The following is a 13765-nucleotide window of genomic DNA, read 5'->3' as shown; positions in this document are numbered from 1 at the left end:
CGGTCGCACGACGGTGCGCGGTAGCCGGTCCTCTATCCTGTAATGGGGAAAGGACACTATGGCTGACATCACTCGGGGGCAGGGCCGACGCAACGCAAAACTCGCGTCGTTGCCCATCGGTATGGCCGGACGTGCCGCGGCAGGTCTCGGCAAACGCATGGTCGGCAAGGACAAGGACGAAGTCCAGCAGGAGATGCTGGAGAAGGCCGCCGAACAACTGTTCTCCGTTCTCGGGGAACTCAAGGGCGGCGCCATGAAGGTCGGGCAGGCGCTGTCGATCATGGAGGCGGCGATTCCCGACGAGTTCGGCGAGCCGTTCCGCGAAGCACTCACCAAACTTCAGGCCGAGGCACCGCCGCTGCCCGCATCCAAGGTGCACAAGGTGCTCGACCAGCAACTCGGCACCAAATGGCGCGAGCGTTTCCGCGAGTTCTCCGACGAACCGGCCGCATCCGCCAGCATCGGTCAAGTCCACAAGGCAATCTGGTCGGACGGGCGCGAGGTCGCGGTCAAGGTGCAGTATCCCGGCGCCGACCATGCACTGAAGGCCGACCTCAAGACACTGTCCCGGATGTCGGGCCTGCTGCAGAAGATGTCGCCGGGCACCGACGTCAAGGCGATGATGGACGAACTCATCGACCGCACCGAGGCCGAACTCGACTATCTCGGTGAAGCCGACAATCAACGCGCATTCGCCAAGGCCTTCCACGACGACCCCGACTTCGTCATCCCGAAGGTGGTCGCCAGCGCACCCAAAGTGGTTGTCTCCGAATGGCTCTACGGCACCCCGCTGTCGCGGATCATCACCGGCGGCGACCAGGCGACCCGCGACAACGCCGCCGCGAAGATGGCGACGTTCGAGGTGAGTTCGCCGTTCCGGGTCGGGCTGCTGCACGGCGACCCGCATCCGGGCAACTTCTTCCTCACCGACGACGGCCGCTTCGGCGTGCTGGATTTCGGTGCGGTCGGCCACTATCCGAACGGTCTGCCGCCGGAGACGGGTCCGATCCTGCGGCTCGCGCGCGACAAGAAGTACGACGAGCTCAAGGAGCTCATGGTGCAGACGGACTTCATCCGACGCTCGCACGCCGATCGGGTCAATGCCGCTGACATCGAGGCGTACCTGAAGCCGTATGTCGATCCGCTGTACACCGAGTCGTTCCACTTCACCCGCAAGTGGATGCAGCGTGCTGCGGGCAAGGCGACCGATGTCCGTGGCGACGTCTACAAGACCTCACGAAATCTCAACCTGCCCAAGAACTATGTGATGGTGTTCCGAGTGCTGGCGGGGTGTGTCGGCATCGCGTCACAGCTCGAGGCCAACGCCCCCTATCGGGCGATCATGGAGGAATGGGTGCCCGGTCTGGCCTGACAGACCGGACCGGACACCCATCTCACGCGACGTTCTTGCGCGGGCGACCGCGCGGACGCTTACGCGCCACGACGGCACCGCGGTCGAAGATCTCGCCGCCCCAGACGCCCCACGGCTCGGCGCGCTCGAGCGCCGCCTGCAGGCACGCCTGCTGCAAGGGGCAGTCGGCGCACATCGCCTTGGCCTGCTCGAGATCTCGGGGGTCCTCGGCGAACCACAGATCGGCGTCGGCCACCTGGCAGGGCAGGTCCAACCGACCGACCGGCATGAGGTCCGTCGAAAGAGGGGAATCGAGAACGCATTCGACAGTCATTGCTCTCTCCACATCTGCTCGTGTTGGGTGTTGAATGACCCGGAACCTCGAGATGTGGAGCCGATCGGGTTCTCATCGTGATGATGAGAACCCTTGCGGGAGTTCACAAAACAAAGGCCACGGGTTTCGCCTTCTGCGATCCGCCCGTGGCCCTGATGTCGGGGGTCTTATCGACCCCTGCGATGAGGGTCTGGCACGGGGAACCGCTGCGGCGCTCGCGCTGCTGCGGCGACGGCGGCGGGGGCGAATCCGGCGGGTGCTACGTGCACCGCATCCAGATGGGTTGCCATCGAACGCCGGCGCGCTTCGGCGAGCATGGAGCGGTCGCTGTCGAAACGCCAGCCGATGGCCGGTGCCGCGCACGGCTTGGCCGCAGGCAACGCGATGCCTGCTTGATAAATGTTGATGCCGTTCACTTGTCCGCTCCTTTCCTCCATCGATAGCTCCCACATGTGAGGCAGACCCCTACGGACAAAGGCGTCTCACCCCGTGCTGACGGATTCCAGGGTAGAGGGTCCGCCAAAGATCGCACAACCTATTTTTGACCTGCGGTTTTGACGAGATCGACGAGTCCCGGTCCGTACCGGTCGAGCTTGGTGGCTCCCATCCCGCGAATCGCCTGCAGCGAGCCGACATCGGTGGGCCGCTGCTCGGCGATCGCCTCGAGCATCGCGTCGGTGAGGATGGCGTGCTCGGCAACCTGCGCCTGCTCGGCCTGCGCGGTACGCCAGGATCGGAGGGCGTCGGCGAGCGCCTCGTCGCGAGCCTCCATCCGGCAACTGCCGCAGCGTCGTCGCACCCGTGACTCCGGTGTGGTCAGCTGCGTGCCGCACGCACTGCAGCGTCCCTGCCGTCGCGGATCGAGATCGATGCCGTCGAGGAAGCGGGTCCGGCGGCGGGTGGCACGACCACCGTTGCGCGACAGACTCCAGGAGAGGTAGAGATGCTCCCGGGCCCGGGTGATCCCGACGTAAAAGAGCCGACGTTCCTCCTCCACCGCGTCGTCGCCGTGCTCGACGGCCTGGGTGATCGGCACCGATCCCTCGGTCAGTCCGACGATGAACAACGCATCCCATTCGAGGCCCTTCGCCGCGTGCAGTGACGCCAGCGTGACGCCCTGCGTGCTCGGCGTGTGTCGTTCCTGGGCGCGTAGCGCCAACTCGGCAACCACCCGGTCGAGTGTGGGTCGCGGCAGTTCGTCGACGATCTGGTCGATGAGAGAGGTCAACGCGCGCAACGATTCCCATCGGGCGCGCGCCTGGGTGCCGGCGGGCTCCCGCTCGGTCAGCCCGAGGGGTGCGAGGACTGCGGCGACAACTTTTCGCACATCGACACCTGCCGGCAGGTCGGGGCGGTCCGCGGCGGCGCGCAGGCCACGCAGCGCCTGCACGATCTCGGTGCGGGTGAAGAATGCCTCGGCCCCACGCACCTGATACGGGATGCCGGCCTCGGTGAGCGCCTCTTCGAAGCGGTCGGACTGCGCGTTGACGCGGTAGAGCACCGCGATCTCCGCGGTCGGGGTGCCCGCGTTGATCAGGTGTTTGATCTGCGCGGCCACGCCAACGGCCTCGCGCCGGTCGTCGGCGAACTCGGCCGGCCGTGGTTCCGGTCCGGGTGGTCGTTGACCGATCAGGTCGAGGCGGGTGCCGGGCGCGCGTTCGGTGGTCGCACCGATCACCTGATTGGCCAGTTCGACAACCTGCGGCGTCGACCGGTAGTCGCGGACCAGCCGATGCAGTTCGGCGTGGGGGTAGCGGCGGGTGAACTCGAGCAGGTGATGCGCCGAGGCGCCGGTGAACGAGTAGATCGTCTGATTGGCGTCGCCGACCACGGTCAGGTTGTCGCGGTCGCCGAGCCACACGTCGAGCAGTCGCTGCTGCAGCGGAGTGATGTCCTGATATTCGTCGACGACGAAAAACCGGTAGGCGGAACGGAATTCGTCGGTGGTCACCCGATCGGCCGACAGGATGCGGACGGTTTCGCCGAGGAGGTCGTCGAAGTCCAGCAGTCGGTCGCCCTCGGGTGAGATCTTCGCCGCCTCGTACCAGGCGTAGACCTCGGCCACCTTCTCCGGCGGTTGCGGGGTCTCCCGACTCAGTGCGGCGACGCGCGCCGCGTACTGTTCCGGTCCGATGACCGATGCCTTGGCCCACTCGATCTCGGCGGCGAGGTCGCGCACCGTCTCCACCGACTCGTCGAGACCGGCGCGCCGCGCGGCACGACCGACGACCGGCAGTTTGTGGTCGAGCAGCTGCCACTGCCCGCCCTGGGGGGCACGGCGCCAAAAGTACTTCAGCTGACGGAAGGCGGCGGCGTGAAACGTTTGCGCCGCAACGGTTCCGGGGATATCGAGGGCACGTAACCGGTCTCGCATCTCCCCCGCAGCCCGCGAGGTGAAGGTGACCGCGAGAACCTGGTCGGCGCGCACCTCACCACGATCGATGAGATGCGCGATCCGACGAGTGATCGTGCGCGTCTTCCCGGTTCCGGCGCCCGCGAGTACACAGACCGGCCCGCGGGGCGCCGCGACGGCCGCGCGCTGCTCGGGGTCGAGACCGACCAGTATGGGGTTGCGTTCGGGCACCGGTTCATCTTGCCACCGGGCACCGACAGACTGACTCAACCGCGACGCTTACCCGCTGGCTGAGGAGCAACAAGCGAGCGTAGCGAGGACTCAGAGACCCAGCTTCGCCTTGACCTCGGCAACCGAGGGGTTGGTGGCAGTACTGCCATCGGCGTAGAGAACGGTGGGCACAGTCTTGTTGCCACCGTTGACGCTGCTGACGAATTCCGCGGCATCCGGATTCAGCTCGATGTCGACCTCTTGCCAGGTCAGTCCGAGGCTCTTGAGGCCGGTCTTCAGCCGTGCGCAGTAACCGCACCAGCTGGTGGTGTACATCGTCAGCTCGCCGGTATCGGAGACCCGGGCGGCCATGGCTTCGTCGTCGATCACATTGCTCATACTTCCCATAACAGCACGAAACCCCGCCCGGATTCCAATGCCTCGACGATTTGTCATCAAAATGCCGAATTTGGCCCCTGAACTGCGACGGAGCCTCATATTTCAGGACGCTGAAGTGCTAAACACCCTCACGTTTTCGGTGCATATGCCCAGGCGCTGATGATCGCCCGGGCGATCGAAATCGATCCCGGCAGCCGCAGTCGGCGGCCGTCCATGGCGGTACCTACCGACCCGTCCCCGCGCACCCATTCGCCGCCCTCCTCGAGCGCCTCGATGACCTCATCACGGCCGAACCAGACGGCGTCGCCGATCTCGCCGTCGAGGAACTGCAGTGGTTCGGCGGGGTCGGCGATCGCCTCGAAGCCGAGCATCAGCGACCGCGGGAACGGCCACGGCTGACTGCCGAGGTAGTGCGGATCGCGAGCGGTGACCCCGACTTCCTCGTGCACCTCGCGGATCACGCACTGCTCGAGGGATTCGCCGGGCTCGACAAAACCGGCGAGCGTCGAATACCAACCGTCGGGCCACACCGCCTGCCTGCCGAGCAGGATCGCATCGGCGCCGTCGTGCACGACGGTGATGATGGCCGGGTCGGTGCGCGGGAACTCGTCGGCGCCGGTCTCGGCGTGGCGCCGCACCCAACCGCCGCGGGCGGGCACCAGCGCCGAGCCGTCCACTGGCGAAAAGCGGGCGCTCGCATGCCAATTCAGGATGCCGAGCGCGGTGGCAAGCTGCCCGGCGGAGTCCGCGTCGAGCCCGTGTGCGCCGCGTCGCGGATCGTCGGTGGGGCCGTCGATGTGGTCCACCCGCCGCGTCCACAGGTCGTGGCCCGCCGCCGAGATCCCCAGGAACACCGCGTCGGGCAGGGGTTCGTCGGCGAGGTCGGCCGCCGCCAACCAGCCCAGGTCGCCGTCGTCGGTCACCGAATAGCGACCGGTGGAGTCGATGAGCAGAATCCGCGCGTCGGCCCACCCGGAGCTCATCCGGTCGGGGTCGTCGCGGATCTCGTCGGCCCGGTCGAAGGTGCCGCGCGACAGCAGCGGCGGCTGGTTCAGCGAGAACGTGGCGCTCATTCGGCCTGTCCTTTCCGCACGTAGAGCAGTCGGTCGCCGGCTTCGATCTGTTCGACCTCGCTGTCGTCGACGCGATGCAGCACACCGTTGCGCACGACACCGAGCACGATGTCGCGGGTGTGTTCGGGTGACCCGCCGGTCTCGGTGGGATCGACCTCGCGTTCGGCGATCGCGTACCCGGCATCCGGGGTCAGCAGGTCCTCGATGACCTCCACCACCGACGGGGTCATGGTGGCGATGCCGAGCAACCTGCCTGCGGTCTCCGACGACACGACCACGGAGTTCGCCCCCGACTGCCGCATCAGGTGGGTGTTCTCCGACTCGCGGATGGACGCGACGATCTTGGCGCGCGGATTGATCTCACGGGCGGTCAGGGTGGCCAGGACCGCGGTGTCGTCGCGGTTCGTGGCGACGACGATGCTCGCGGCATGTGCGACGCCGGCGAGCCGCAGCACATCGGACTTGGTCGCGCCGCCGCGGACGGTGACGAGTCCGTGGGCGGCCGCCGCTTCGAGCACGCTCGACTCGGCGTCGACCACGACGATCTCGCTCGGCCGGATGCCGTCGCCGATCATCGCGTCCACCGCGGTCCGGCCCTTCGTGCCGTACCCGATGACGACGGTGTGATTGCGCACGCTGTTCCTCCAACGCTGGATCTTGAGTGCTTGGCGGGACCGTTCGGTGAGCACCTCGAGCGTCGTACCGATCAAGACGATCAGGAACAGCACCCGCAGGGGTGTGATGATCAGCAGGTTGATCAGCCGGGCCGACGGTGAGTACGGCGTGATGTCGCCGTAGCCGGTGGTCGACAGGGTGACGGCCGAGTAGTACATCGCGTCCAGGAACGACAGCGGGTTCGGCTGCACGTCGCGGTAGCCGTCGCGGTCGAGGTAGACGATGATCGCGGTCGCGAACAACGCGACGGTCGCGAAGACGACACGCTTGCCGATCGCGCGACCCGGACTCTGTTGCAGTTCCGGAATCCGCACCACACCGACGAGCGCGTAATCGGGACGGCCCTCGAGTTCGCTGGACGGCCGCAGTCGACGTGTCAGCCGAGATGGCATCGGCCCCCGATTCCGCGCGCGTCACAAACCCATGTGCTCACAATTTCTTGACAGTAGACCATCGGCCGCGCAGTCATTTGGCCAACAACGCGGCCAGCGCGGCCCGGTCCGGCAGATCGTCGGGCTCGAGGGTGTAACCCGACCGCACGTAGTGAAAGGCCGCACGGACCTTCTCCACCGGAACCCCGGCCAACTGTGCCCACGCGATGCGGTACGCCGCGAGCTGAACGAACAGCGATTCACGCTTGGCCGGCTCGGGCACCGACCCGGTCTTCCAGTCCACGACCAGCCACCCGCCGTCGGATTCGGCGAAGACCGCGTCGATACGGCCGCGCACCACGGTGGGTCCGATCACCGTCTCGAACGGCACCTCCACCTCACTGGGGCTGCGATTGGCCCACCCCGACGCCAGGAACGCGTCGCGCAACGCATCGAGGTCGGCATCGGGTGTGGCGGTGGCGTCGGCGGCGCCGGGCAGTTCGTCGATGTCGAGCAGCCGGGTGGCGCCGAACCACCGCTCCACCCAGGCGTGGAAGGCGGTGCCGCGCCGCGCGATCGGGTTGGGACGGAAGGGTGTCGGGCGGCGCAGGCGCTGCGCAAAGGTCGACTCGTCGGCGTCGAGTTCGACGAGTTGGCTGACCGACAGGTGGGTGGGCAGTTCGACGTCGACATAGGCGCGATTGGACCGCAGATGTTCGTCGAGCAGCGCGTCCACTTCGGCACGCCACGCCGCGATCTCCGGGTCGTCCTCGGCACTCGCCTCGGTGCCGGTGTCGGCCGGCCCGAACACGGCGGGATCGAACAGGCTGGGGGCGTCCCGGTCGGCGAGCGCGTCGAGCACCAGGTGCGCGGCGCTCGCGGTCGCGGGTCGCCGGTCGGCGAGCAGGTCCCGCGGCCACGCCTGGCTGATCACGAGTTCGGCGAGCGGGTTGGCGAGATCGTCGTCGGGGGCCGGGGTGTCGACGTCGATCGACAGTCCGGTGGCATCCACGGCCGGATCGGCGATGGCTGCGGCGGTGATGGTGCGTACCTCGTCGAAGAACTCCGAGCCGCCGCGCGGCGAGTCACCCGTCTCCGACCAGTGGTGCGCCGACACCAGGAGCGACTGTTTGGCCCGCGTCAGTGCGACATAGAGCAGGCGCCGATCCTCCTCCAGGCGGCGCGCGGCGATGGCCTCCTTGTGGTGGGTCAGCGCCGCCTCGAGTTCCTTGCGGTCTCCGACGGCGCCGAGGTTCAGCGGCGGAAAGCCTTCGGCGTTCTCATGATCGGCGAGATCGCCGCGCAGCGCGGCGGGCAATTCCTTGGCGCTGCCCAGCCAGGTGGTGTCGGCTCGACCGCCCGGAAAGATGCCCTTGCACATGTGCGGAACGGCCACCACATCCCATTCGAGTCCCTTCGCGGCGTGCACGGTGAGGATCTGCACGCGCTGTTCGGCGACCTCGATCCGCCCGGGTTCCAGACCCTTCTCGATGGATTCCGCCGCCTCGAGAAAGGCAAGCAGCCCGGGCAGATTCGCGCCCGGTCGGTCGGCGTAGGCGGTGACGTAGTCGGCGAACGCGTCCAGATGCTCACGACCGGTGATCGCACCACGCATCCGGTGGGCGCGGATCTGCGCCTCGACCGCAACCCCGATGGTGTGTTCGACGTCGGCGACCAACTCGGGCAGGGGTGCGCCGATGCGTCGTCGCAAGGACTCCAGTTGCGCACCGAATGCGCGAATCCGCGCGTACCCGGTCACGCTGTACCGTTGCGGCTCACCGGGATCCACGATGGCGTCGGCGATTCCGGCCTGGTCCACGAGTTCGGTTGGCAGCACCGCGTCGAGGGCGGCGTCGAGTTCTTCGCGGGTGGCCACGATGCCGTTGGCGATGTTCATCTCGACGACGGCGAGTTCTCGGGCGCGACGCCACAGGGCGGCGAGATCACCGGCCCCCAATTGCCAACGGGCGCCGGTCAACAGCCGCATCGCGGCGGTGCCTGCCATCGGATCGCCGATCAATCGCAGCATGGCGACGATGTCCTCGATCTCGGGGACGTGTAGCAGCCCGCCGATGCCGACGACCTCCGCCGGGATACCCCGACTCTCCAACTCGGCGGCCAGCGGCGCGGAATCCTCGTTGCGGCGCACCAGGATCGCCGTCGTCGGTGGAGCCTCGCCGACTTCCTCGGCGGCCCGATACCGCGCTTCGATGTGATCGGCGATCCACGTCCGTTCGTCGACGACGGTCTCGGTCAGCGCGATGTTGACCGTGCCCAACGGCGCATCCGGTCGGGCACGCAGCACACTCACCGGGATACCGCGCCGCCGCAGTTCCTCCGAGGTCTCATTCGCCAGACGCAACGCGTGTTCGGCATTGCGCCAACTGGTCAGGAGCTCGAGCCGGTCGGCGGGTGAACCGTCCGCACGCCGGAAATCACTGGTGAAGCGCGGCAGGTTGGCCGCCGACGCCCCCCGCCACCCATAGATCGACTGGATCGGGTCGCCGACCGCGGTGACCGCCACCGATCCGTTCTGCCGTCCCGAACCGCGGGCACCGAACAGGGTGGACAGCAGGATGCGCTGCGAGTGCCCGGTGTCTTGGTATTCATCGAGGAGCACGGCACGGAACGAGGTGCGTTCGGCGGACACGACTTCGGGATGGTGCATGACGAGTTGCGCGGCCAGCGACATCTGACTGCCAAAATCGAGTGCCACGGCGGCACGCATCGCCTCGGTCAGCGCCTCGACCATCGGGATCAGTTCCCGGCGTTCGGCAATCACATCGCGCACCTTGAGCAGCGCCTGCGTGGGGGTGTCCCGCTGCTTGGGTCCCTTCGGCAGGGTCTCGATCATCGTGACGAGATCCTCGCCGGACCGCCGCAGATCGTCGACGTCGACCAGGTGCTCGGCCATCTCCCCGTACAGCTTCAGCACGGCCTCGGTCACCGACGCCGGCACCTTGGTGGTGTGCAACTCCCCCGTCCAGTTGGCCACCACCGAGAACGCCATCTGCCACAATTCGGTCTCCGACAACAGGGTTGAGCTCGGCTCCACCGGCAGCAGCAGGCCGTAGTCGGAGATCAATCGACCGGCGTAGGCGTGGTAGGTACTGACCTCGGGGTCGCCGCCGGACAGTCGCGCGACGATGGTGCCGTCCGGGTCCCAGCGCCGCAGCGCGGGCGACCCGGACAGGGTGGACAGACGACGACGGATGCGCGCGCCGAGCTCGCTGGCGGCCTTGCGGGTGAAGGTGAGCCCGAGGATCTCGTCGGGTGCGACGAATCCGTTCGCGACGAGCCACACGACGCGTGCCGCCATCGTCTCGGTCTTGCCTGCACCGGCGCCGGCGACCACGAGGATCGGCTCCATCGGCGCCTCGATCACCGCGACTTGTTCGGGGGTGGGCGTGGGTTGGCCGAGGGCCGCCGACAGCGCGACGGCCGAGACGACAGGCCGCAGGGTCTCAGTCATCGATCACCGACTTGCCGCGCAGCTGCACCGGGCAGCTGGTGGTGAGTGGGCAGTGGCCACATCCGGGGTTGCGGGTGGCATCGAACACCGGGCCGATGCTGGCCCGAGCCGCTTTGCGTACCACCGCGATCCATTCGCCGACGAGCTCCGGCGTCAACGCGTCCTGCGCGCGTTCGGCGGCGCCGGTAGTGCGGTTGGCCGAGGAGACATACACCAGGCGCCCGCCGCCGGGCTCGACCTTTCCGAGCCCTTCCGCCCCACCGAGGGACAACGCGAGTTGATACGTGGCCAGCTGTGCGTGCTCCTGCGCGTCGGCCTTGCTGATGGCGGTCTTCGCGGTCTTGACGTCGACCACCACCGGGCGACCTGCGGCGTCGGCTTCGAGCCGGTCGATGCGGCCGCGCAGCCGGACCGGGATGTCGGCGGGGGCGCCGTCAACGAGATCCGGGGCGCTGTCGACGGGATCTGGGGCGCTGTCGGCGGGGAGGAGGGCGTCGATGGCGGTCTCCACCCCGACCTCGGAGAGGTCGTCACGCGAGATCCGCAGCCAGTCCCGGAAATTGGTGAGCATCCCTTCGGCGCGTTCGAGTTCGCGCACCGAGAACCACGCCGCGCCGGTGTCCACCCGATCCCAGATCCCGCGCAGCGCAGCGGTCACCTCGGCCGGATCGATCTGGCCGGCGACCGCCTGCACCAGCGTGTGTACCAGGGTGCCGGTGATCGCCGGGGTGCCGTCGCCATCGCGTCCGCCGTGCCGTTCGAGGACCCAGCGCAGGGAACACCGGGTCAGCGACTCGACATTCGACGGGGACAAGACCACCGGGCCGCGTTCGGGCGTCCAGAGCGGGTCGGCGACGCTGGGACCGGCGAGCCCGTACCAGTCCTTCGGCGCGGCGCCGGGGATATCCGAGTCGGCCAGCCGGGCCAGCAGTTCGGCGGCCACCCGGGTGCGTGCATCCGGCTGCTGGCCGGGTTCGATTGCCGCGCAACCGGATACCACCGCAGCCCGCAGGGTGGCGACGAGCGACGGCAGAGACAGCACCCGGTCCACGCCGGGATCGAGCGGTAATTCCTGCTCCGGATCGGGGTCGTCGATGTCGCGCACCGGACCGCCCCGCCACGTGTTGAGGGCCTCCGCGATCTCGGCGACGAACCGCGATGGCGAGGCGTCGCCACCACCGTCGTCGACGGCGGTGACCAGCAGCCGGCGCCGGGCCCGGGTACAGGCGACGAGCAGAAGTCGACGTTCGTCGGCCAGCGCGGAGGTGCTCCGCGCGACCGTGTCCAGGGCGTCGGGGTCGACGCCGTCGAGCAGGTCGACGAGTTGCCCGGTGGACAGCACACTCCCCCGACTCCGCAGCGACGGCCACAGGCCGTCGAGCACCCCGGCGACCGCCACGACGTCCCATTCGCGACCCGCGGCGGCGTGCGCGGACAGCACGGTTACCGCGTCGTTCGACGCGCCGGACAAGCGACTGTCGCGCGGGATCTGCAGCGCCGACAGATAGCGGAGGAAACCGGCAGGCCCGGCGGCGGGCAGGGTGTCGGCGAAGTTGGCGGCCGCTTCGAACATGGCCATCACCGCGTCCAGATCCCGGTCGGCCTGCTCGCCCGACGGACCGCCGCGGATCGCGCTCGATACCCACCGCCGTTCCAGCCCGGTCACCTGCCATGCCGCCCACAGGGTTTCCTCGATGCCCCGGCCGGCCTGCTCGGCGCGGTGTGCGGCTCCGACGACGTCGAGCACCCGCGTCAACGGCCGCGCCTCGGTGTCACTCAGGCCGTCCAGGTAGCGTCGAGCCGCCTCGGCGTCGAGCAGGCACCGCCGAATCGAGATCAGCGAATCAGACTGTGTTGCATCATCACCCGAGCGTTCGTCGAGCCGACGCACCCCGCGCCGCAGTCGTCGCATCGCACCCGGGTCGGCACCACCGACCGGACCGGAGAGCAGGGCGACCGCATCCTCGACGCCGAACACCTCGAGCGCATCGTCGGCCGGCAGACCTCGAGCCACCACCACACGCAGCACCTGCATCAGCGCGATCACCGCGCGTTGCCGGTGCAGCGGCAGGTCGCTGGTCGGCGTGGTGACCGGTACGCCGGCAGACCGGAACGCCCGCCGCAATGCGGGCAACGCCAGCGGGACCGACCGCACGATCACCGCCATCTGCGACCACGGCACCCCATGGAACAGGTGCGCACGGCGTAGCAGATCGGCAACGGCGGTGGCCTCTTTGGCACCGGAACTGAAGACGCGCACCGCGGCGCCGGTCAGCGGGTCGTCGACGTCCGGATCAGCTTCCACGGGCACCGGATACGGATGCGGCCGGGCACCCGGCAACCGCGCTGCGACCGCCGCACCCACCGCGGCGATCGCCGGATCATGCCGGAAAGTGGTGTCCAGCAGGACATCCCGGGCCGAACCCGACTCCGCCAGACCGTCGGCAAACCGCGGACTGGCGCCGCGGAACCCGAAAACGGACTGGTCCGTGTCGGCGGCGATGATCGTCGAGTCGGTGCCGGTACCGATCAGCCGGACCAGTTCGGCGGCCTGCGGATCGAGGTGCTGCGCGTCGTCGACCAGCAGGTGCCGGATGCGTTTGCGTTGTCCGGCAAGCAGTTCCGGGTCGGTGGCGAACGCCGACAAGGCGGAGCCGACGAGTTCGGCCGCATCGACCGCAGGGGCCGACGCCCCGGGTGCATCCGCGCCGACGGAGCCGCGCAGCAGCATGTTCTGCTCGTACTGGGCGTAGGCCGTGCCCGCGGCCACCCACTCCGGACGACGGTGCCGACGGCCCAACGCGGCAAGCTCCTCGGGGCCCACCCCGCGTTCGGCCGCCCGCATCATCAGATCCCGCAGCGCCTGCGCGAATCCATCGGTACCCAGCGCCGGACGCAGATGCGGCGGCCAGTACTGCGCACCGTCTTCGATGTCGCCGGCCAGCAGCTCCCGCAGCACCACGTCCTGCTCGGAGCCGGTGATCAGGCGCGGCGGCGGGTTGCCGTGGGCCGAGGCCTGCAGCCGCAGGATGGCGAAGGCGTACGAGTGCACGGTGCGCACCAGCGGCTCCCGCAGCGCGCGACCACCCACATCCCCGGCACCTTCCACCGACAACACCCGGCGACTGATCTCCTCCCGCAACGACGCCGCAGCCCGCCGCGAGGCCGCGAGCACCAGCAGCGACTCGGGGTCGACGTCGCCGCGCACCAGGCGGGCGACCGCCGCGTCGACGACCACCGACGTCTTCCCGCTGCCCGGGCCGCCGTGCACCCGGATGGGCGCCCACGGTGTCTCCGGGTCGGCGGTCATCGCGCCGTCGATCACCGACTGCACGGCCGTCGGCCAGGACCGCTGTCCGGCCCCACCGACCGAGGCGGTGGGAACCAGGCGCGCATGCAGCGCCATCCCGCCCCCGGCAGTCGCCGTTGACCCCTTCTGCGTTGACCCCTTCTGCGTCGAGGTGGTGCGTGCGGCCATGCAGACATGCAATCACGCGCCACCGACATCGCTGACGTGCACCGCCCGG

Annotated in this window: 9 protein-coding genes; 1 reads left to right on the top strand and 8 read right to left on the bottom strand. The window is 68.7% G+C overall.

Features of this window, described 5'->3' with window-relative positions; genetic code table 11:
* The first annotated feature begins 58 nt into the window (after nt 1–58).
* On the top strand, nt 59–1372 hold the full coding sequence (locus AAFP30_RS01200; RefSeq protein WP_419228000.1) for an ABC1 kinase family protein: 1314 nt from the start codon (nt 59–61) through the stop codon (nt 1370–1372).
* A 22-nt stretch (nt 1373–1394) separates the two neighbouring features.
* Here AAFP30_RS01200 and AAFP30_RS01195 read toward each other — a convergent pair whose 3' ends face one another.
* From AAFP30_RS01195 to AAFP30_RS01160, 8 genes are all read right to left on the bottom strand, one after another.
* On the bottom strand, nt 1395–1685 hold the full coding sequence (locus AAFP30_RS01195) for a WhiB family transcriptional regulator (RefSeq protein ID WP_419227999.1): 291 nt from the start codon (nt 1683–1685) through the stop codon (nt 1395–1397).
* Between the two features lie 167 nt (nt 1686–1852).
* Complete coding sequence (locus AAFP30_RS01190) at nt 1853–2101, bottom strand: hypothetical protein (RefSeq protein WP_419227998.1); 249 nt, start codon at nt 2099–2101, stop codon at nt 1853–1855.
* A 119-nt stretch (nt 2102–2220) separates the two neighbouring features.
* Nucleotides 2221–4269, bottom strand: coding sequence for an ATP-dependent DNA helicase UvrD2 (locus AAFP30_RS01185; protein WP_419227997.1), 2049 nt, complete (start codon nt 4267–4269; stop codon nt 2221–2223).
* A gap of 90 nt (nt 4270–4359) precedes the next feature.
* Nucleotides 4360–4647 carry a mycoredoxin gene (locus AAFP30_RS01180; RefSeq protein ID WP_419227996.1) on the bottom strand — a complete coding sequence of 96 codons (288 nt, stop codon included), beginning with the start codon at nt 4645–4647 and terminating at the stop codon, nt 4360–4362.
* A gap of 128 nt (nt 4648–4775) precedes the next feature.
* Nucleotides 4776–5720, bottom strand: coding sequence for an NAD(+) diphosphatase (gene nudC, locus AAFP30_RS01175; RefSeq protein ID WP_419227995.1), 945 nt, complete (start codon nt 5718–5720; stop codon nt 4776–4778).
* The gene (locus AAFP30_RS01170) at nt 5717–6787 is read right to left on the bottom strand and encodes a potassium channel family protein (RefSeq protein ID WP_419227994.1); all 1071 of its coding nucleotides are present in this window, start codon (nt 6785–6787) and stop codon (nt 5717–5719) included. Before AAFP30_RS01170 ends, nudC begins: the two co-directional genes overlap by 4 nt.
* 73 nt (nt 6788–6860) lie before the next feature.
* A complete protein-coding gene (locus tag AAFP30_RS01165) occupies nt 6861–10238 on the bottom strand; it encodes an ATP-dependent helicase (protein WP_419227993.1) in 3378 nt (1125 codons plus the stop codon).
* A complete protein-coding gene (locus AAFP30_RS01160) occupies nt 10231–13716 on the bottom strand; it encodes an ATP-dependent helicase (RefSeq protein ID WP_419227992.1) in 3486 nt (1161 codons plus the stop codon). Before AAFP30_RS01160 ends, AAFP30_RS01165 begins: the two co-directional genes overlap by 8 nt.
* Between the last annotated feature and the right edge of the window lie 49 nt (nt 13717–13765).

It is taken from the genome of Gordonia sp. CPCC 205515 (assembly GCF_048537925.1).
Taxonomy (GTDB): domain Bacteria; phylum Actinomycetota; class Actinomycetes; order Mycobacteriales; family Mycobacteriaceae; genus Gordonia.
This window is presented reverse-complemented; position numbering and strand designations above follow the sequence as displayed.